The 20142-nt window shown below is 70.9% G+C and carries 15 protein-coding genes and 1 tRNA gene; 3 read left to right on the top strand and 13 right to left on the bottom strand.

Features of this window, described 5'->3' with window-relative positions; all coding sequences use genetic code 11:
• On the bottom strand, positions 1–516 hold the full coding sequence (locus WA762_RS03565) for a DUF309 domain-containing protein (RefSeq protein ID WP_335932802.1): 516 nt from the start codon (positions 514–516) through the stop codon (positions 1–3).
• 108 nt (positions 517–624) lie between these two features.
• Here WA762_RS03565 and WA762_RS03560 point away from each other — a divergent pair, with 108 nt between their 5' ends.
• On the top strand, positions 625–3255 hold the full coding sequence (locus WA762_RS03560) for an ATP-binding protein (protein ID WP_335932801.1): 2631 nt from the start codon (positions 625–627) through the stop codon (positions 3253–3255).
• A gap of 47 nt (positions 3256–3302) precedes the next feature.
• Positions 3303–3376 (top strand) — tRNA-Pro (locus WA762_RS03555).
• Between the two features lie 321 nt (positions 3377–3697).
• Here WA762_RS03555 and WA762_RS03550 read toward each other — a convergent pair.
• The 5 genes from WA762_RS03550 to WA762_RS03530 all read right to left on the bottom strand — a co-directional run bounded on the left by WA762_RS03550 (position 3698) and on the right by WA762_RS03530 (position 11191).
• Entirely contained in the window at positions 3698–5401 is a 1704-nt protein-coding gene (locus WA762_RS03550; protein WP_335932799.1) for an ABC transporter family substrate-binding protein, read from the bottom strand.
• A 14-nt stretch (positions 5402–5415) separates the two neighbouring features.
• Positions 5416–7542, bottom strand: a complete 2127-nt coding sequence (locus WA762_RS03545) for an ABC transporter ATP-binding protein (protein ID WP_335932797.1) — start codon at positions 7540–7542, stop codon at positions 5416–5418.
• The gene (locus WA762_RS03540) at positions 7539–8495 is read right to left on the bottom strand and encodes an ABC transporter permease (RefSeq protein WP_335932795.1); all 957 of its coding nucleotides are present in this window, start codon (positions 8493–8495) and stop codon (positions 7539–7541) included. Before WA762_RS03540 ends, WA762_RS03545 begins: the two co-directional genes overlap by 4 nt.
• 1 nt (position 8496) lies before the next feature.
• Positions 8497–9255, bottom strand: a complete 759-nt coding sequence (locus WA762_RS03535; RefSeq protein ID WP_335932794.1) for an ABC transporter permease — start codon at positions 9253–9255, stop codon at positions 8497–8499.
• 859 nt (positions 9256–10114) lie between these two features.
• A complete protein-coding gene (locus WA762_RS03530) occupies positions 10115–11191 on the bottom strand; it encodes a protein kinase family protein (protein WP_335932793.1) in 1077 nt (358 codons plus the stop codon).
• A gap of 403 nt (positions 11192–11594) precedes the next feature.
• On the opposite strand from WA762_RS03530, the gene WA762_RS03525 reads away from it, so the two are divergent.
• Positions 11595–12167 (top strand): MarR family winged helix-turn-helix transcriptional regulator, encoded by a 573-nt coding sequence (locus WA762_RS03525; RefSeq protein WP_335932792.1) that lies wholly within the window; start codon positions 11595–11597, stop codon positions 12165–12167.
• A gap of 78 nt (positions 12168–12245) precedes the next feature.
• Here WA762_RS03525 and WA762_RS03520 read toward each other — a convergent pair whose 3' ends face one another.
• The 7 genes from WA762_RS03520 to WA762_RS03490 all read right to left on the bottom strand — a co-directional run bounded on the left by WA762_RS03520 (position 12246) and on the right by WA762_RS03490 (position 20108).
• On the bottom strand, positions 12246–12971 hold the full coding sequence (locus tag WA762_RS03520; RefSeq protein WP_335932791.1) for a gamma-glutamyl-gamma-aminobutyrate hydrolase family protein: 726 nt from the start codon (positions 12969–12971) through the stop codon (positions 12246–12248).
• Positions 12968–14458, bottom strand: coding sequence for an aldehyde dehydrogenase (locus tag WA762_RS03515; RefSeq protein WP_335932790.1), 1491 nt, complete (start codon positions 14456–14458; stop codon positions 12968–12970). The genes WA762_RS03520 and WA762_RS03515 overlap by 4 nt, the downstream gene beginning before the upstream one ends.
• A gap of 103 nt (positions 14459–14561) precedes the next feature.
• Positions 14562–16022 carry an APC family permease gene (locus WA762_RS03510; RefSeq protein ID WP_335932789.1) on the bottom strand — a complete coding sequence of 487 codons (1461 nt, stop codon included), beginning with the start codon at positions 16020–16022 and terminating at the stop codon, positions 14562–14564.
• Between the two features lie 202 nt (positions 16023–16224).
• Positions 16225–16839, bottom strand: coding sequence for a TetR/AcrR family transcriptional regulator (locus WA762_RS03505; protein ID WP_335932787.1), 615 nt, complete (start codon positions 16837–16839; stop codon positions 16225–16227).
• A gap of 28 nt (positions 16840–16867) precedes the next feature.
• A complete protein-coding gene (locus WA762_RS03500) occupies positions 16868–17713 on the bottom strand; it encodes a fumarylacetoacetate hydrolase family protein (RefSeq protein ID WP_335932785.1) in 846 nt (281 codons plus the stop codon).
• Between the two features lie 12 nt (positions 17714–17725).
• Positions 17726–18652 carry a 3,4-dihydroxyphenylacetate 2,3-dioxygenase gene (locus WA762_RS03495; RefSeq protein ID WP_335932783.1) on the bottom strand — a complete coding sequence of 309 codons (927 nt, stop codon included), beginning with the start codon at positions 18650–18652 and terminating at the stop codon, positions 17726–17728.
• A complete protein-coding gene (locus tag WA762_RS03490; RefSeq protein ID WP_335932782.1) occupies positions 18645–20108 on the bottom strand; it encodes an aldehyde dehydrogenase in 1464 nt (487 codons plus the stop codon). The genes WA762_RS03495 and WA762_RS03490 overlap by 8 nt, the downstream gene beginning before the upstream one ends.
• Positions 20109–20142 lie beyond the last annotated feature (34 nt).

The following is a 20142-nucleotide window of genomic DNA, read 5'->3' as shown; positions in this document are numbered from 1 at the left end:
TCAGCGGCTGCCGGACCGCAGCCGGGGCGCCTCCGCGACCGCGTCGACCGGGCCGCCGGGACCTTCCCCGCTCCGGCCCTCCGCCGCCTCCACCCGCCGCGCCAGCTCCAGCGCCCAGTCGATCAGCTCACCGACCCCGATCCCGTACGGCCGGTCGGCCTCCGCCCCCGCGAGCGCTCCCGCCCCGCGCCGCAGCAGCCGGGCCCCGCCCGTCGTGTTGCCGCGCGCCGCGTGCGTCAGCCCCACGGCCAGCTGCGCGAGCCCCCGCCACAACTCGCGTTCCGACGGCGGGCCCGACTTCCACGCGTCCTCGAACACCTCGTGCGCGTGGAACGGCATCCCCGCGTCCAGCAGCCGCTGTGCCTCCCGCAAGGTCTCCTCGGGGGTGCGGGAAACCCCCTCGGGCTGCCGTTCCACCCCCGGCGTCCCGTACGGCAGCGGACGGCCCAGACCGTCACGCGGGCGCGCGTTGCGCGCCCGGCCCTCCCCGTCGCGATCCCTGTCGGCGCTGTTCACCATTCGATTGTGCCCCGCACCTGCGATGAAGTGTACGAACCACTGTCCGTGGACCCATGCGCACGACTAGTGTCGGCAGTCGTCCGCACCACTTTGGGGAGGGTAGGGATGAAGCAGTCCCGGCCACTGTACGAGCGCGAACCGGAACTCGCCGCTGCCGCACAAGCCGTGGACGCCCTGTGCGGCGCCCAGGCCGCCGGAGGGCTGCTGGTGTTCAGCGGCGAGGCGGGGATCGGCAAGACGGCACTGCTCGACGAGATCCGTTCGATGGCCGCCGACCGCTGCACGATCTGGTCCGCGCGCGGCGGCGAGACGGTCACCTCCGTCCCCTTCCACGTCGTGCGGCAGTTACTGCAACCGGCCTTCGAGCAGGTCCCGCCCGACGAGGTGCGCGCCCTGTTCGGTCCCTGGTACGAGATCGCCGCGCCCGCCCTCGGACTCGCGGAGCCCAGCGGGCCCCAGCCGGACCCGCAGGGCGTCCGGGACGGCCTGGACTTCGTCGTGTCCCGGCTCGCCTCCCGGCTGAGCCACCGTCCGCTGCTGCTCATCATCGACGACGCCCACTGGGCCGACGGCGAAACCCTCGCCTGGCTCACCTCGTTCACCGAGCGCCTCGGCGAACTGCGGGTCCTGGTGGTGCGCGCCCACCGGCCGGAGGAGATGGCGGGGCGGCACGAGGTCGCCGCCGGCGACACCCACCCCTCCCAGGTGCGGGTCGCGCTCCGCGCCCTGACCCCGGACGCCACCGCGGAACTCGTCCGCGCCGGCCTCGGCGAGCACGCCGACGACCCGTTCTGCCGCGAGGTGTGGGCCGTCACCGGAGGCAACCCCTACGAGGCGGTCGAACTCGTCGCCAAGGTCCAGGACCGCGGACTCGCGCCGCTGGAGGAGTCGGCCGGGCTGCTGCGCGAACTCGGCGCGTCCGCCCGGGGCAGCGGCCTCGTCGCCCGGCTCGAACGGCTCGGCACCAACGCCACCCGGTTCGCCTGGGCCATGGCCGTCCTCGGCACGGAGATCTCGCAGAACCTCGCCGCCACGCTCGCCGGAATGAGCCAGGCCGAGGCCGCCGACTGCACGGCACGGCTGCGCGAGGCCCGGATCGTCACCGGATTCGACCCGCTGGAGTTCGTGCACCCGCTGATCGCCTCCGCGATCTACCGCTCCATCCCTCCGGCCACCCGCACCGCCTTTCACGGCCGGGCCGCCTGGGCGATCACCCGCGCGGGACTCGGCGCCGCGGCGGCCTCCCGGCATCTGCTGGAGGTGCACCCCGAGGACGACCAGGAAATCGTCGAGCAGCTCCGCGAGGCGTCCCGGCAGCACCTCGCCGTCGGCGCGCCGGAGGCCGCCCGCCGCTGCCTGGAACGGGCCCTGGAGGAGCCCCCGCACCCGGACGTGAAGGCGACGCTGCTGTACGAACTGGGCTGCGCCACGCTGCTCAGCTCCCCGGCCACCACCGTCCGGCACCTGCGGGACGCCCTCGACATGCCGGGTCTCGACGACGCCCAGCGCGTCGACGCGACCTACCGGCTGGCGGCCGCGCACTCCCACAACAACCAGCTCAGGGAGGCGGCCGCCGCGCTCGCCGCCGAGGCCGCGCGCACCGCCCCGGGGCCCGGCCTGATGCGCCTGCAGGCCGCCCACTTCCTCTGGGAGGGCATGCAGTCCACGGAGGACGACGGGCCCGCCCGGTCCAAACGGCTCGCCCGCAACGCCGACCACCTCACCGGCCGCGACAACGCCGAACGGGCGCTGCTCACCCTGCGCGCCTTCGACGCCATGATGCGCGGCGAGAACGCGCAGCTCATCGTGGACCTCTGCGAACGGGCCCTGGTCGACGGCCATCCCGCCCGGGGGCTCGGCTGGACCGACACCGAGTGGGGCTTCGAGCTGCCGACCCTCGTCGGCATCACCTACGCCTTCACCGACCAGGTCGACCGGGCCGAGGCGCTGTTCGGCGAGGCCGTCCGCGCGTTCGAGATCTCCGGATGGAGCGGCGGGCACCTCGCGTTCGCGCACACCCTGCTGGGGCTGGTGCACCGCCGTCGCGGCCGGCTGGCCGAGGCCGAGGGCTTCCTCCGCGAGGGCCTGCGCCTCGCGGACCGGGTCGGCAGTGGACTCCCGGTCCACTGGGACGCCGCCTGTCTGCTGATCGACACCCTGGTCGCCCGGGGCCGGGTCACCGAGGCCCGCGAGATCGCCAACCGCTACGACTTCGGCCCGCCGTACCCCAGCGCCATGGTGCTGCCCGACGCCCCGTGCCTGCGGGGCAGGCTGCTGCTGGCCGAAGGCCGTACGAAGGAGGCCGTCACCGAACTCGAAGCGGTCGGCCAGGCCCTGGAGGCCCGGGGCAGGTTCAACGGCGTGTGGGCGCCCTGGGCCGGTGACCTCGCCCGGGCCCTGGCCGACGAGGACCCGCAGCGCGCGCACCGACTCGCCACCGCCTACCGGGTGCACGCCGAACGCTTCGGCACCGACACCGCGATCGGCGAGGCCCTGCGCTGTGTCGCCCTCTTCGCCCGCCCCGAGGACGCCGTCCACCTGCTGGCGGAGTCGGTCCGCCATCTGGAAGCCTCGCCGTCCGCGTACGAACACGCACTGGCGCTCGTCGACTACGGCATCGCGATCCGCTCCCCGCGCGAACTCGCCAGGGCCCACAAACTGGCCACCGCCTGCGGCGCCGAAGGCCTCGCCGACCGCGCCCACCAGGCAAGGGCGTCGATCAGGGCCTCGGAGTGAGGTAATGTTTGTCCTGCGCGGTCGCCCGGAACACCGGAAAACCGCGACGGGACGTGGCGCAGCTTGGTAGCGCACTTGACTGGGGGTCAAGGGGTCGCAGGTTCAAATCCTGTCGTCCCGACTGGAGACAGTCGCAGGTCAGGGCCGGTTTCGGAGGCATCCGAAACCGGCCCTTGATCATTTTTGGGAACCGGCCGGGACCGGCGTGTGTCTGATCGGCGTCGGCGTGTCCGGGCGATCGGGTCCGGCGGGGAGCGCGCAGAGCGCTGCGCAAGGAGGGCGTGACCTCGTGCGCGCCCGGGTGGCGGTGGCGCCGGGTGGTGGTCGTGTGAACGGCCGACGACACCCGTCACCCGCCGTCACCACCGATACGTGGCAGAGCCCGGCACGGGTCGGGGGCCCCGCCGCGTCGATGCTGCGGCGGAGCCTCCGACCGGACGGTCTACTTCTTCTGCCAGCCGATCAGCTCGGGCGGGCCCGCGACGCCGTAGTTGCCGTAGAACTGGGCCGCCCCGTAGTTGGCGAGCCCCTTCTTGACGGCCCAGATGGTGGGGCCGTTGTGGGTCGGCATGATGCCGTAGGTCTCCATGGCCTTCAGCTCGACGCTGTTGCCGACTTCGAGCTGCTGGTCCAAGGTCGGCAGGTTGGTGACGGCCTTGGTCTCCTTGTCCATGCTCTTCGGCACCGAGCGGGAGACGTTGAGAGTGGAGTCGGAGCAGTACATCTGGCAGAGGTAGAGCATTCCGTTCGGGTCGCTCGAGATGAAGCCCATGCCGAAGATGTCGAAGGCGCGGTCGGTGAACACCTTGTTGAAGTCGGCGGAGGGGTGCGCCTTGATGTCCAGCTTGACGCCGATGTCCTTCATCATCTGGGCGAGGGCGGTGGCCCGGGCCTTGACGGTGGAGCTGTCACCGATGGTGGGGAAGGTCAGTTCCAGCTTCTCGCCGCCCTTGGCGCGCACACCGTCCGAGCCGACCTTCCAGCCCGCGGCGTCCAGATCCTTCTTCGCCGTGTCGGCACTGAACTTCACCAGCTTGCCGAAGTTGTCCTGGTACCCCTTCTGGAAGGGGAAGAGGCTGAAGGATCCGGGCAGGGGCTCGGTGTAGCCAAGCCCCTGGAACGAGATCTTCGCGAGTTGAGAACGGTCGATTCCCTCCATCAGAGCCTTGCGCACCGCCGGGTCCTTCAGCTGCGGCGAGGTGCTGTTGAAGACCAGGAGGTTGTTGGAGGTGGTCGTGCCGCGGCGAAGCTCGGTCCCCTTCACCGACTTCACCTGGTTGAGCTCCTCGGCATTGCTTGCCTGGACGGCGTCGATCTGACCGTTCTTGAAGGCGTTGATGCTGGCGCTGGACTCCATCTGCACGAAGGTGAGCTCGTCCAGATGCGGCTTGGCGCCCCACCACTTGGGGTTGGGCTTGTAGGTGACGGTGCCGCCCTTGGCGTCGAACTTGGAGATGGTGTAAGGGCCGGCGCCCCACTCCGCGTGGGGGTTGTTCACGTAAGCCTTGTTGAAGTCCGCGGGCTTGGCGATGTGCGGGTTGACGAGCTGGTAGAAGAGGGACTTCCAGTACACGAACGGGCCGTCGAAGGTGACGATCGCCTGCTTGGCGTCCTTGCCCTTCTTGACCGAGGCGATGCTGGAGTAGCCGTCGGTGGAGCTGACGTCGTACTCCTTGTCCTTCCCGTTGAGCGCGTTCCAGGTGTCCCGGAACGCCGTCCAGTCCATGTCCTGGCCGTCGTTCCACTTGGCCTTCGGGTTGATGTCGTACGTGACCTGGGTGTTGCCGTCCACCGTCGCCTGCTTGACGTCGGTGAGGTAGTCCTCGTTGAAGGTGATGTTGCCCTTGGGGTCGTTGAAGGACAGCTGCGGCTGGTAGAACCAGGCGATCTTCGATGAGTACAGTGTTCCGTTGCCGTTCAGGGGGTTGAGCTGATCGGGAATCTCCACGATGGGAAGCGTCAGCTTGCCCCCCTGCTCCAGGTTGGTCGCAGGCTGGGGGTTGTACGAGGTCAGCACCTGGCTCTCCGAGGTGGCACCCTTGGACTTCTCCTGCCCGGAGTTGTCGGTGTCGCCACCGCCGCACCCGGAGAGGACGAGGGAAGCGGCGGCGGCGAACGCCAACCCGCTCAGAGCGGTTCTTCTCATGACAGCCTTTCAGCTCAGTTGTTGGCAGACGTGGTCGTGTCCGTGAAATGGCATGCGTCGCGGTGGTCCTGGTCTCCCCGCCCGGTGAGCTGCGGAGTGACCCCGCGACACTGCTCCTTCTGCGGCTCCGACAGCGTCAGGTGGAGCGGACATCTGGTGACGAACCGGCAACCCGGCTGATCGTCGGTAGGACTGGGGAGGTCGCCCTTGAGCAGAACTCGTTCCCGGGTGCGTTCCGCCACCGGATCGGGCAGGGGGATCGCGGAGAGGAGCGCCTTGGTGTAGGGGTGCCTGGGGTCGTCGAAGAGGGAGTCGGTGGTGCCGATCTCGACGATCCGCCCCAGGTACATCACCGCCACGCGGTCGGAGATGTGGCGCACCACCGACAGGTCATGGGCGACGAGGAGGTAGGACAGGCCCAGCTCGGCCTTGAGGTCGTTGAGCAGGTTGATGACGCCGGCCTGCACCGAGACGTCGAGAGCCGAGACCGGCTCGTCGAGAACCAGCAGCCGCGGCTTCGTGGCGAGCGCCCGGGCGATGCCGATGCGCTGCCGCTGCCCGCCGGAGAAGGCCGCGGGGAAGCGGTCGCGGTGCTCGGGGTCGAGCCCCACCAGCTCCATGAGCTCCGCCACCTGGGTGCCGAGCACCTTCTTGTCGCGTTCACCGACCGCCCGGAGGGGTTCCGCGAGGATGTCGAAGACCGTCATGCGGGGGTCCAGTGCCCCCATGGGGTCCTGGAACATCATCTGGATGTTGCGGCGGACGGAGCTGATGTCCTGCTTCCGCTTCAGGTCCGCCGTGTCCTGGCCGCAGACGGCGATGCTGCCCTGCTCGGGCGGCTTCAGCCCCATGATCTCCAGTAGCGTGGTGGTCTTGCCGCACCCCGACTCTCCGACGAGTCCGAGCGTCTCTCCCTCCCGGATGTCGAGGTCGATGCCGTTGACGGCGAAGACGGTGCCCACCTTGCGTTTGAGCAGACCGCCCTTGGTGAGTGGGAAGGTCTTGGTGACACCGGAGAGTTCCAGGACCTTCGGCCGGTCCTCGCGGGGGACGGCCGCGGCCCGGTTCTCCCTGACGACCGGGACGGGGTAGACAGGGCGGCCGTCGATGGCGCTGTCGGAGATCTCCGCAGCACGCCGGCAGGCGGCCGAGTGCCCGTCGCCGGTGTCGTCCTCGGCGATCGCCAGCAGGGGCGGTTCGGCCTCCCGGCAGGCGTCCTGCACCACCGGGCAACGCGCCGCGAAGGGGCAGGCGTCGGGAAGGTCCACCAGGAGCGGCGGAGTCCCCGGGACCGGGGTCAGGGCGTCCCTGGCGCGGTCGTCCAGTCGGGGAATCGCGCCCATCAGGCCGATGGTGTACGGCATGCGCGGTCGCGAGAAGAGTTCGTCCACCCCGGCACGCTCGACCGGCCGGCCGGCGTACATCACCATGACGTCGTCGGCCGAGCCGGCCACCACCCCGAGGTCGTGGGTGATCATGATGACCGCGGCCCCGGTCTCGCGCTGGGCGGTCTTGAGGACGTCGAGGATCTGCGCCTGCACGGTGACGTCGAGAGCGGTCGTCGGCTCGTCCGCGATGATCAGGTCGGGGTCGTTCGCGATCGCCATGGCGATGACGGCCCGCTGCCGCATGCCGCCCGAGAACTCGTGCGGGAATCCCTTGGCGCGGCGGTCGGGGTTGGGGATGCCGACCAGGTCCAGCAGTTCGACGGCCCGTTTCCAGGCGGCCGCGGACGAGATGTCCTGGTGGATCTGGAGGGCCTCGACGATCTGGGCCCCGATGCTGAAGATCGGAGTGAGCGACGAGAGCGGGTCCTGGAAGATCATCCCGATGCGCTGACCGCGCACCTTCGACATCTGCCGGTCGTCGAGATCGAGGAGGTTCTGCCCGCCGAGCGTGATTCCGCCGGTGACCGAGGCGTAGTCGGGCAACAGCCCCATGACGGCCATGGACGTGACGGACTTGCCCGACCCCGATTCGCCCACGATGCCCAGGGTTCTGCCGCGGTGCAGGTCGAAGGAGACGCCGCGAACGGCTTCCACCCGGCCTGCTTCCGACGGGAAGGCCACCTTCAGGTCACGCACGGACAGCAGGGCCTGCTGGGTGTCGGGCTCGGGCGTGACAGCGCGCTGCTCGATCATGCGCGGCCTCCAGACTGCGAGGTGGGGTCGAGGGCGTCCCGCAGACCGTCGCCGATCAGCGCCATCGCCACGGTGAGCAGCACCACCAGGGCTGCGGGCAGGTAGAACAGCCAGGGAGCGGTGGACAGGGTGTTCTGCCCGTCGGCGAGCATGGAGCCCAGCGACACGTCGGGCTGCTTGACGCCGAAACCGATGAAGGAGAGCGCCGTCTCGGACTGCACGGTCGAGGCGACACCGAGGGTGAACGTGACGATGAGCAAGGACCCGATGTTCGGTACCAGGTGGCGGACGATGGTGCGCATCGGGCTGACTCCCATGAAGCGGGCCGCCATCACGTACTCGCGCTCCCGCAGGGAGGTGGCCAGGGACCAGATCACCCGGGCCGTGAGCATCCAGCCGAACAGCGTGAGGACCACGACCAGAACCTGCCACTCGCCGCGGTAGTGCGTACCGACCAGGGCGATGATGAGGAACGAGGGCAGGATCAGCAGGAAGTGCACAAAACCGAGCATCGCCCGTTCGATCTTGCCGCCGAAGTAGGCGGCGGTGGTGCCGAACAGTCCGGCTATGGCGGTGGTCAGCAGCGACACCGTCACGGCGATGATCAGCGATCTGCCGAGGCCGTGCACGAGCTGGGCGTAGACGTCGTTGCCCGCGCCGTTGGTGCCGAGCAGGTGGTCGCCGACCCCGGGGGCGACGGAGAGCGCGGTGAAGTCCGCCTCCATGTGGTCCCAGTGGGTCAGATACTGGCCGAACACCGAGAAGAGCACGAGGAGGACGAAGAGGACCAGGCCGCCGAGCGCCGCCTTGTTGCGCGCGAAGCGCCGCATGTAGAGCCTGGACGGAGAGAGGCGCTTGCCGCCGGGGCCGGTCTTCCCCGGTCTCCGCACCTCGGCCTTCTCGGGGCGCACGTCTTCGGCGTCGGGGCCGGCGCCGGGCATGTTGATGGCCACGTCAGCTCACCCTGATCCTGGGGTCGAGGGCCACGATGACGAGGTCGGCCAGAATCGCGCCGATGGCCGTCATGAGGGCTCCGAAGGCTGCGACGGCGACGACGCCGTGCACGTCGTTCGTGCTGATGGTCTTGGTGAAGTACTCACCCATTCCGTGCCAGGCGAAGACCGTCTCCGTGATCACCGCGCCGGTGAACAGCGCCGGCATCGCGAACGCGACCTGAGTGGCGACGGGAATGATCGAGGTCCGCAGCCCGTGCCGGTAGATGGCCTGCTTCCGCGTCAAGCCCTTGGCCCGTGCGGTACGGACGTAGTCGGAGTTGATGTGGTCCAGCAGCAGCGATCGCTGCAGCAGGTGGTACCCGGCGTAGGAGATGAACGTGAGCGAGATCGTGGGCAGGATCGCGTGCGTGGCTCTGGACCCGAAGACCGGCCAGAACCCGGAGACGTCGGGGCTCTGCGCTCCGGCGACGGGCAGCAGTGTGCTGCCCAGGGCCTGGTTCAGCGCGATGGCCGCGAGCACCACCGCGAGGGAGGCCACCGCGGAGGGCGTGTTGAAGGAGAGCACGGAGACCCCCTGCCACAGCCGGTCGGCGGCCTTGTACTGGCGCGACGCGGTGTAGACGCCCAGCCCGACTCCGATGACGATGGACAGGATCGTCGAGCCCAGGACCAGCTCGCCGCTGACGAAAATCCGATAGCCGACCTGGTCGTTGACGCTGCCTCCGGTCGGCGACTGGCCCCAATCGAAGTGCGTCACGATCTGAGATATCCAGTGCCACCACCGATCCGTGATCGGTTTGTCTGGATTGAGATTGTAGAGCGCCAGCGAATGGTTGATCTGGGCTGGAGTTCGAGGCGGTCGCAACGCGGTGTAGTTCGACGCAGGTTTGAGGAATGCGTTAGCGAGGAAATACGTGAGGTTGGTCGCGATGGCGATCATCAAAAACCAGCCGACTACTTTGCGGGCGATGTAACGCAGCACTGCTAGCCGACCTTTCGTGATGTGGGGCGTATCGGCCCGCAAATCCGGTGAGTGACTGGATGCTTGGCCGCGTTGACCGGGCACCGGGTCGCGAGCGCTCGGTCAGGACGTGCGGATCCTCGGGGTCAGAAAATGATTGGCGCGAGACCGTTCCGGTGTAGGAGCCTGAGGTGTGCTGCCGGAGCCGCACGGGCAGGCGAAGCAGGAGTGGGCGGTGCGCCGGGCATGAAGCGACAACCTCGCGTGTGAGTAAGCCAGTTCAAGGCGGCCGCGTGAGTCGGCAGCGCCGCTGCCGACGATTTCAACCGCCCGTATGGCACGTCAAGGCTGGTCAAGTCGCGATCCGATTAAGGTGAAGCCGCATATCGGTCATTTTTCGCGAAAGTTTTCAACGTCGTGGCGGACGCACGGTGAACGATGAAGATCCGAAGGCTCCAAAAGACGCAAAACCAACCTTCGCGCGCATTAGCCTCTTCGCGTTTGATTCAGGACTGGACGAACAGTTCCATCGCCGAACTGTTGCGCGGGGTTGAACTCGAACGCGCATGGTCGGGCCGGCGTCGTGCCCCGGGGAGCTGCTGGAGGCCGACGTGGGCGGACCGATCCACGTCGAATGCCGGACTCCAGGCGTCGGTCAGTAAAGGGAGGAGCTGTACGGCTTGCCAAGTCGACGGATTTCCTCCAGCGGATACGGGGTCCGCCTGCTCCGGCGCTGGAACTTGAGGTTGAAGTCGGACATCAGCGCGGCGATCGGCGCGTGGCGGGCGAGGATCGCCGCGGCCGCCTCCGGGATTCCCGCGGGGCGCTCGCCCTCCGCGTATGCGCGCACCAGCGCGCAGCGGCCCTCCCGGTCCTCCTTCTGGTATCCGCACAGAGCGGTGACCAGCCAGTTCACCAGATACGTGGCGGTGTAACAGCGGTCGTAGGTCTGATGCCGGTCGAAGAAGTCGGCCTCGTCCTGCGACAGTTCGAACCCGGAGGAGACGGCGAGGCCGTAGTCCGTGAAATAGAGGCGCCGACCGTCGGTCAGGATGTTCTCGAAGTGCGCGTCGAAGTGCAGCAGCCCGCGGCTGTTCATGAACGAGGTGCCGGCTGCCAGGTCCCTCTCCACCATGGCGCAGGCTCGGTTGGCGGCCTCGTCTCCCGCTTCGACCTGGGCGCCCAGCCACTGGTGCAGGTTCTGCGGGATGTACTCCAGGAACAGCGCGACGCTCGCCGAGGACTGCTGGAGGGCCTCGATCCGGCGGCGCACCTGCGGTCCGCCGCCCCAGTAGGCGACGGCCCGTTCGACGTCGGCCAGTTCCTCGGGCAGGGGTGTCGAGTCCGGCAGCACCCGCCAGTGGTACATCAGGGGGAAGCCCCCGTATTCCGCCGCGAGCACCCAGTTCGTCGTCATGGTGTGCACGGCGAGCTCCCGCCAGGCCCCCCAGCCCGGCCAGCCGATGGTCCCGACGCCGTACTGGCAGAAGAGGGGCAACTCGAACAGATTCGCCGTGGACCGGACGTGCTCGGGCTGCCTCTCCGGATCGGTGAGGGGCACCCGCTTCACGAAGACCGGGGTTCCGGCGACCTCCAGCAGGGCCGACTTCCCGCCGATGCCGGAGCCGATCGGCACGGCCGTGTCCAGGAGTTCGCGCAGGGCGCGATCACTGTGCAGGGCCAGGGCTGTGGACACGGCGCCATGGGCGGTCAGACGCGCACCGCGCGACATGTCGGGGCACTTCACTGTGGCCTCCACCTGGGCGCCGACCTCGATTCCGCGACAGCTGCGCAGTCCCGCCGAGCGCGACGACGCGTGGCTCTGCGTTGTGACCTCCGGAGCGGGCGGAGGTCACCCAGGAGCCGTGTGTGACGACAGACCTGAACACCCTCCTGGCCACACTCCGCGTGAAGCCTGACCGCACTCTACGTGAAGGTCGACGCCGAAACCGGAGGAACCCGGCTCCCCGCGGCCCCGCAGGCCCAAGGGGCACCGGCGTCGGCCGGCGGCGCCCGCACCGCCCCCGCGGGCACCGCAATCGGCCGGCGAGATCCGTCCGCCCGTAGAATGCGACACCGAACGGCCGCGGTCCCTGCCGGGTCCGCGGCCCGGTGACGATTCGAGGGAGCCCCCCGTGCCCAGCCAGCGGTCCATCGACGAGGCGGAAAGGCTCGTCGAGGCGAAGCTCGGCGGCATCCCCGTCCGCCGGGAGCAGATGGCCGCGGTGGCCAACATCTACCGGGCCGCGTCCGCCGTGCGGCAGCATCTGGAGAACTCCGTGCTGCGCGGCTCGGATCTGACCTGGACCGCCTTCGTGGTGCTGTGGGTGGTGTGGGTCTGGGGCGAGTCCGAGACGCGGCACGTCGCCGAGGAGGCGGGGATCTCCAAGGGCACGCTGACCGGGGTCTCCCGCACGCTGGAGTCGCGCGGCCTGCTGCGGCGCGTCGGCCATCCCACCGACGGCCGGCTGGTGCTGCTCGCGCTCACCGAGGACGGCGAGGACTTCATGCGCCGGGTGTTCCCGGCGTTCAACGAGGAGGAGTCCTTCGTCACCTCGCGGCTGAGCGACGCGGAGTGCCGCGGCCTCGCCGACGGGCTGCGGCGCGTGGTGCTCCAGGTCGAGCAGGAGGGCGAGGAGCGGCGCCGGTCGCTGCTGAACGGCGAGCAGCCCGCGCCGCGCCGCAGCGGCCGGCGCGCCCGCGGCTGACGCGGCCTTCCGGCCGGCCGCCGCGCCGCGCGCGACGCCGGTCGGCGTGCCGGCGGGGGAGCGCCGTGGAGCCGGGGCTCAGGCGGCCCCGCGCGCGGCCCGCACCAGCGCGTCGAAGAGGCGCTGCTGGGCCGGGTCCTCGTGGGCAGTGTCCTCCGGATGCCACTGCACGGCCGTGAACCAGCCGTCGTGCCCCGTGAGTTCGACGGCCTCGACCGTTCCGTCGGCGGCCCGGGCGGTGACGGCCAGTCCCTTGCCCGGCCGGTCCACGTGCTGGTGGTGGTAGCAGGACGCCTCGGCCTTGTCGGCGCCGGTGACCCGGGCCAGGGCGGAGCCGGGGGCGAAGGAGACGGGGTGCCGCAGGTGGCGGTGCTCGTGTCCGGGGCCGCCCATGTCCTGGTGCAGGGTGCCGCCCAGGACCGTGTTGACCACCTGGAGTCCGCGGCAGACGGCCAGCAGCGGCAACGCGGTCGCGAGGGCCCGCCGGGCGAGCTCCAGGTCGAACGCGTCCTGCTCGTCGTCCACGTCGTAGACGGCCTCGTGGGCGTGGGGAGCGCCGTAGCGGTGCGGGGCGAGGTCGCCGCCGCCGGGGAGCAGCAGCGCGTCGAAACGGGAGAGACGGGCGGCGACCTCGGCGGGATCGGCCGTGCCCCCGGGGGCGTGCGGGTGGAGGGCGACGGGCTCGCCGCCCGCCCGCCAGACGGCGTCGACCAGGGCTCGGGCGTTGACCTCCGCGGCGTGGCGCAGGGCGGAGGCGGTGGCGGAGAAGCGGGCGGGGATCGCGACGAGCGGGCGGTGGGTCACAGCTGGATCCAGGTGGTCTTGAGTTCGGTGTACTTCTCCAGGGCGTGGGCGGACTTGTCGCGTCCGTTGCCGGACTGCTTCATGCCGCCGAACGGCACGGTGAGGTCGCCCTCCTCGTAGCAGTTGACCCACACCGTGCCGGCCCGGAGCGCGCGGGAGACCCGGTGGGCGGTGGACAGGTCGGACGTCCACAGTCCGGCCGCCAGACCGTACTCGGTGGCGTTGGCGAGGGCGACGGCCTCGTCGAGGTCGTCGAACGTGACGACGGACAGCACGGGGCCGAAGACCTCCTCGCGGGCCAGGCGGCTGTCCGGGGCGACCCGGTCGAAGACGGTCGGTTCGAGGTAGGCGCCGCCGGTCCCGGCCAGGATGCGCGCGCCGCCCGTGCGCAGGCGGGCGCCGTCGTCGAGGGCGCTGCGGACGTGGCCGAGCACCCGGTCGAGGTGGCTCTCGCCGACCAGGGCGCCCATCTCGGTGGCGGGGTCGAGGGGATCGCCCACGCGCAGTGCGCGGGCGCGCGCCACGACGGCCTCGGTGACCTGTTCGGCGACGGAGGCGTGGACCAGCAGCCGGGAGGGCGCGGTGCACATCTCGCCCTGGTTGAAGAAGATGCCCCAGGCGGCGGTCGCCGCGGCCTGCTCCAGGTCGGGGGCGTCGGGCAGGACGATGTTGGGCGACTTGCCGCCCAGCTCCAGCCAGACCCGCTTGAGGTTGGAGTCGGCGGAGTAGCGCAGGAAGCAGCGGCCGACGGCGGTGGAACCGGTGAAGGCGAGGACGTCGACGCCGGGGTGCAGACCGAGGGCCCGGCCGGCCACCGGCCCGTCGCCCGCCACGACGTTGAGGACGCCCGGCGGCAGCCCGGCCTCCAGGCCGATCCGCCCCAGCAGCAGCGCCGACAGCGGGGAGTTCTCCGAGGGTTTGAGCACGACCGCGCAACCGGCGGCCAGCGCCGGCGCGATCTTCCAGCCGGCCAGCGTGAGCGGGAAGTTCCAGGGGACGACCGCGCCGACGACGCCGGCGGGCTCCCGGGTGACGAGGGCGAGGGCGTCGGGCGCGGTGTGCGGGGACTCGTCGGTGAGCTTGTCGGCGAGCCCGCCGTACCAGCGGAAGGTGCTGATCACGGCCCGCAGTTCGATGTCATGGGCATCGGTGACGGGTTTGCCCATCTCCAGGCTGACCGTCAGCGCCAGCTCCGCTCGCCGTTCCTCCAGGAGGTCGGCGAACCGCAGCAGGACGCGGCCCCGTTCGGCGGGGGACAGCCGCGGCCAGGGGCCGTCGTCGAAAGCGCGGCGCGCGGCGGCGACGGCCGCGTCGACCTCGGCCGCGCCGGCATCGGCGACCTCGGCCAGCACCCGGCCGTCGCGGGGCGACACCACGCAGAACGTGTCGCCGCCGCCGGCCTCGTCGGCGCCGTCGATGAGGTGCGCGCCGGCCGGTTGCAGCGTCTCGGCCCGGCGGAGCCATTCCTCGTGGGTGGCGCGGGTCATGCGGGTCCTCCAGACCACGTCGGTGAAGGGGAGAGAACGGACAGGGGAGGCGGGGCCGTGCGCGGCGTGCGCCCGGTGGCCGGGCACACGCCGGGCAGGGTGGTCAGCCCGCGCCGGGAGCGGCGCGTCGGAGGCGGATCCGTTGGTTGGCCACGCCCAGCGCCATGACGACCGGCACCGACAGGACCAGCCACAGCGCCGTGCTCGCCTCGCCGCCGATCAGGGTGGTGAAGTTGGCCAGGATGAGCCAGATGGCGCCCGCGATGCCCAGCGCGCCCAGCACGGGGGCGACCAGGGTGTTCCACACTCCGGTGTCCACCCGTCGGCGGCGGAAGAACACCACGACCGACACCGAGGTCAGCAGGTAGAGCAGCATCATCGCCAGGACGGCGAGCCCGCTGAACCAGGAGAAGAGGGTGAGCACCGGGTCCTCGCCGGCCAGGGCGAAGGGCATGACCAGCAGCACGGCGACGGCGGTCTGCACGCGGCCCGCGATCCACGGGGCGTGCCGGCCGTTCAGCCGGCACAGCTCCACGGGCAGCTGCCCGTCACGGCCGAGGCAGAACAGATAGCGGTTGGCGGAGTTGTGGAAGGTCAGGACGCCGGCGAACAGCGAGGTGGCCAGGAGGACCGGCAGGACGTCGCCGACCCAGCCGCCGAACAGGTCGGCCACGGGCGCGAAGACGAAACCGGCGGAGTCGCCGGCGGCCAGCGCCGTGTTCGCCGCACCCGGCGCCTTCGAGGCGCCGTAGGCCGAGATGAGCGTCCACGAGGTGAGGGCGAAGAAACCGGTGACCACGATCACCGAGAGGTACGTGGCCCGCGGCACCGTCTTCCTGGGGTTCTTCGCCTCCTCGCCGTAGATGGCGGTCGCCTCGAAGCCGAACATCGACGCCAGGGCGAACATCACGGCGACGCCCGGCGCGCCCTGCAGAGCGGCCGACGGGGAGAAGCTGTCGGCCACCCCGAGCCCTTCGGGGCCGCCGCCCTTGAACAGGGTGATCAGGCCGAAGAGCAGCAGGATGCTGAACTCGGCGAGCACGAACGCGGCCAGGACCCGCGCGCCCATCTCGATTCCCGCGGCGCCGAGGGCCTGCACCACGGCCATGGTGACCAGCGTGCAGACCCACCACGGGACGTGGAGCGAGGTGTGGTCGGCGAGGAGCCCGCTGACGATCGAGCCGTACAGGCCGTACATCGCCGCCTGGATGACGCAGTACGCGAACAGGGCGACGCTCGCGCTGCCCGCGCCGGCGGCCCGGCCCAGACCCGTGCCGATGTACGTGTAGAAGGCCCCGGCGTCCACGACGTGCCGGCCCATCGCGATGAACCCGACGGAGAAGAGCAGGATCACACCCCCGGCCACCACATAGGCCGCGGGGGTGCCGGAGCCGTTGCCGATGGCGACCGATATCGGGGCGGCGCCCGCGATACCCGTCAGCGGGGCCTGGCCGGAGAGCACGAAGAAGAGGATGCCAAGGACACCCAGGGCGTTGGGTTTGAGTGTGGCTGCAGTGGGGGCGTCCCGCACGGTCCGCTCGGCGGAAGCCGTCTGACTGTCCACTCGGATCACCTGCCAGATGAGGAGGAAGTCGTTTCAGGCCAAACGAGTTGCCTCATCGTGGGGTGCGACTATCCGTTTGGCAAGGGGTTGGGGCGCGGGAGATCCAGCCGCGGCACGGATCTTTACGCGGGCGTGACCAGGGCCGCGCGCCGCCGCGCCCACGACGGCCGACGGCCCGACGGGGACGGGCCGGTGGAGCGGGTCAGCGCTCGTCCGGCTCCCCGGCCAGTCCTTCCAGAATGTTCCTGAGCTCGGCCAGCGCCTCTTCGGTGGCCTCGCGCTCGCCGAACACCAGCTGGTGCAGGACCAGGCCCTCCAGCGCGGCGAAGACGAGCCGGGACGTGCCGCGGTCCACCGGGCCGGGCAGGATGCGGTCCAGTTCGCGCCGGCTGGCCTCGAAGTACTCCTCGTAGAGGGCGCGCAGCTGCGGCAGCAGCTCGGGCCGGCGTCGGGCCTCCAGCAGCAACTCGTACTGGAACGCCTGGAGCTCGGGACCGGACTCGACCATGTCCGGGAGGCCGGCGGCGAAGTCGGCCGGCCTGCCCGTGCCGCCGTCGAGCGCGCTGCTGTGCAGCGAGGAGCGGATGGCGTGGGCGACGGCCTCCTCGATCAGCGTGTCGCGCGAACCGAAGTGGTGCACGACGAGCCCATGGGTGACCCCGGCCTCCTGGGCGACGGCCCGGTAGGTGAGCTTGCGCAGACCGCCCCGGGCCACCACGCGTACGGCGGCGTCCAGCAGGGCCACCCGGCCCGTCCCGTAGTTCGTCACGCGCTTGCGGGGGCTGCGCTCGCCGGCGGGCCGGGCGGGGTCGGTCATGGGGTCGACCCTACCGGGGGCGTGCCGGTCAGCGCTTCGGCGGCCGGATGCCGCGGAACTCCCAGTCGCCGCCGAGGGCGGTGGACAGCACCTCCTCCGACTCCGTGGGCTGCGCCCCCACGTCGGCCCGGACCGGGGTGGGGCCGGTGACGATGTGGTTGGTGAGCCGGCCGAGTCCCTCGACCTCCACCTCGACGACGTCCCCGGGCCGGACCGGCCGGGAGTTGGCCGGGGTGCCGGACAGCAGCACGTCGCCGGGGCACAGGGTGATGGTGCGGGCGATGTCGGCGACGAGATAGTGCATGTCCCACGTCATCTCGTCGGTGGAGCCGTCCTGGACGACCTCGCCGTTGACGTAGGTCCGCAGCCGCTTGCCGTGGAAGTCCCAGTCGGTGACCAGCCCGGGGCCGAGCGGGCACAGGGTGTCGGAGCCCTTGACGCGGAGCATGGAGCCGGCGTCGGTGTCGCGGAAGTCGTGGAGGCCGTAGTCGTTGGCCACGGTGTAGCCGGCGATGTACTCGCCCGCCTCGGCCGGGGAGATGTTGCGCGCGGTCCTGCCGATGACGATGGCGACCTCGCCCTCGTAGTTGAGCCAGCGGCAGCCCTCGGGGCGGACGATCGCGCCCTTGTGGGAGTTGAGCGCGGAGGTCGGCTTGTGGAAGTAGGTGGGGGTGTCGGGCAGGCCGATCCGGAACTCGTCCACCCGGCTGCGGTGGTTGAGGTGGACGGCGATCACCTTCGAGGGAACGACGGGCGGCAGGTGCTGGGCGTCGTCGATCGCGACGCGCCGGCCGTCGCCGGCGACCAGTTCGTCGCCGTCACGAACGGTCTCCACGGCGGCGCCGTCGAGGAGGATGCGGCGGTACTCGGGCATGGCGGAGCCTTTCTAGGCGTGGGTGCGGGAGGCGGCGGGCGTGGAGGGGCCGGCGCCCGTCCAGCCGTCCTGCGGACGGTCGAACCAGAGGTGGACCTGGCCGGTGCCGATCGAGTTCTCGTACTCGCCGTACTGGCGCGCCTTCGCGGTGCACGCCCGCTCGCCGAGGGCGCCGGCCATCATCAGGTAGTGGAAGAACCTGGCCTCGGGCTTGTACGTCCAGAACTCGTCCATGGTGTCGAGGACCTTGTCGTGGCCGCCCTCCTTGAACCAGGCGATCCGCTGCCGGTCGGCCGCCCGCGCCTCGGGGGTGAAGATGTGCGCCGGGTCGCTCGCCTCGTGGTCGCGCAGCTCGCGTAGCGGCCAGAAGGTGTGCGACAGGGCGCCGGAGGCGATCAGCAGGACGCGGCGGCCGGGGGTGGCGGCGATGCCGTCGGCCAGGGCGCGGCCCAGGCGCAGATGGTCCTCCATGTCGCCGGTCTGGCAGACGCCGATGGTCACCCACCGCTTGTCCGGCAGGCCCTCGCCGAGGAGCTTCCACAGGTTGATCGTGGCGTAGTAGACGGGCAGGTACGCGTCGTCGATCGCGGTGATCCAGGTGCCGTGCCGGTCGGCGAACGAGGCGATGCTGTGGGCGAGTTCGGGATCGCCGGGATAGTCGTAGGGCATGCGGCTCATGCCGCGCGGCAGTTCCTCGGAGGTGAACAGTCCGGCGCGGCGCCGCTGGGCGGTGACGACGAACTCGACGGTGGTCGCCCAGTGGGAGTCCAGGACGACGACGGTGTCGTAGTCGTCGCGCTCGAAGACGTCCTCGCGCAGCTGCCTCAGGCCGGTGACGAGGGTGATCTCCTTGCCCTCGTTCAGCTCCCGCCTGGTCTCCTCGGGCAGCACGATGGTGGGGACGTGGGCGAGCAGGCCCGCCCCGACGATCTCACCCATGGTCCTTCCACCCCTTCGGCGCGGTGACGGTGTTCTTGAGGTCGCAGTAGAAGTCGAAGCTCCAGGCGCCTCCCTCGCGGCCGACGCCCGAGTGGCGGGAGCCGCCGAACGGGGCCCGGAGGTCACGGACGAAGAAGCAGTTGACCCAGACGGTGCCGGCGACGAGCCGCGCGGCGACCCGTTCGGCGCGCTCGGCGTCGCCGGTGGCCACGGTGGCGGCCAGGCCGAAGCGGGTGTCGTCGGCCAGGCGAACGGCCTCGTCCTCGTCGGCGAACGTCTGCAGGGTCAGGACGGGGCCGAAGACCTCCTCCTGGACGATCTCGGAGTCCTGGGCGACGTCGGTGAGGAGGGTCGGGGCGTAGTACTGCCCCTCGCCCCGGTGTCCGCCGATCACGGCACGCGCGCCGTCCGCGAGGGCCCGCCGCACGAAGCCGTCGATCTTCTCCAGCTGACGGGGGTGGATGTTGGGGCCGATGTCGGTCGCCTCGTCGCGCGGGTCGCCCTGCCGGAGGCACGACGCCCGTTCGGTGAAACGGCGGGTGAACTCCTCGGCCACCGTCTCCTCGACGAGGATGCGGGTGGCGGCCAGGCAGACCTGCCCGGCGTTGTCGTACTGCTCCACGGCGAGGTCGACGGCCAGGTCCAGATCGGCGTCGGCGAAGACCAGCAGCGGGGACTTGCCGCCCAGTTCGAGGCTGAGCGGGGTGAGGTTGGCGGCGGCGGACGAGGCGATGCGCCGGGCGGTCGGCACGGACCCGGTGAAGCTGATGCGGCGCACGTCCGGGTGCGAGGTGAGGGCGTCGCCGATCTCGGATCCGTACCCCTGCACGACGTTGAGGACACCGGCCGGAAGACCGGCCTCGGCGGCGATGTCGGCGAGCAGCGAGGCCGTCAGCGGGGACCACTCGGCGGGCTTGAGGACCACGGTGTCGCCCGCCGCCAGCGCCGGGGCCACCTTCCAGGTGGCCAGCATCAGCGGGGCGTTCCACGGGGTGATCAGCACACAGGGGCCGGCCGGGTCCCAGCTGACGTGGTTGGTGTGGCCGCGGGTGTCGAAGTCCTCGTGCTCCAGCCGCAGCAGCCAGTCGGCGAAGAAGCGGAAGTTGTGCGCGACGCGGGGCATGACGCCGCGGCGGTGCGAGCGCAGGAGGGCGCCGTTGTCGGCCGTCTCCACGACGGCCAGCTCTTCGAGCCGCCGCTCGACGCCGTCGGCGATGGCGTGCAGGAGGCGGGCGCGCTCGGCGCGCGGGGTGGCGGCCCAGGCGGGGAAGGCGGCCTTGGCGGCGGCGACGGCCGCGGCGGCCTCCGGCCCGGAGCCCCGGGCGATCTCGCCGAGGACGCCGCCGTCGATGGGGGAGACGTCGGTGAAGGTGCCGGCGGAGGCGACGCGTTCGCCGCCGATCCAGTGCCGGGTGTCGACGGCGACGCCGGCGACGGTGGTGATGTGTTCGCTCATGTCCTCACGGTCCTCGTGGTCGGTGCGGCGCGGG

Origin of the sequence: Streptomyces tyrfis (assembly GCF_037034285.1) — a bacterium.
Taxonomy (GTDB): Bacteria; Actinomycetota; Actinomycetes; order Streptomycetales; family Streptomycetaceae; genus Streptomyces.
This window is presented reverse-complemented; position numbering and strand designations above follow the sequence as displayed.

Coding starts and splice junctions, on each gene's coding strand:
- WA762_RS03560 (WP_335932801.1), top strand. CDS start 625: ATGAAGCAGTCCCGGCCACTGTACGAGCGCGAACCGGAACTCGCCGCT.
- WA762_RS03550 (WP_335932799.1), bottom strand. CDS start 5,401: ATGAGAAGAACCGCTCTGAGCGGGTTGGCGTTCGCCGCCGCCGCTTCC.
- WA762_RS03545 (WP_335932797.1), bottom strand. CDS start 7,542: ATGATCGAGCAGCGCGCTGTCACGCCCGAGCCCGACACCCAGCAGGCC.
- WA762_RS03530 (WP_335932793.1), bottom strand. CDS start 11,191: ATGTCGCGCGGTGCGCGTCTGACCGCCCATGGCGCCGTGTCCACAGCC.
- WA762_RS03515 (WP_335932790.1), bottom strand. CDS start 14,458: ATGACCCGCGCCACCCACGAGGAATGGCTCCGCCGGGCCGAGACGCTG.
- WA762_RS03505 (WP_335932787.1), bottom strand. CDS start 16,839: ATGACCGACCCCGCCCGGCCCGCCGGCGAGCGCAGCCCCCGCAAGCGC.
- WA762_RS03500 (WP_335932785.1), bottom strand. CDS start 17,713: ATGCCCGAGTACCGCCGCATCCTCCTCGACGGCGCCGCCGTGGAGACC.
- WA762_RS03495 (WP_335932783.1), bottom strand. CDS start 18,652: ATGGGTGAGATCGTCGGGGCGGGCCTGCTCGCCCACGTCCCCACCATC.
- WA762_RS03490 (WP_335932782.1), bottom strand. CDS start 20,108: ATGAGCGAACACATCACCACCGTCGCCGGCGTCGCCGTCGACACCCGG.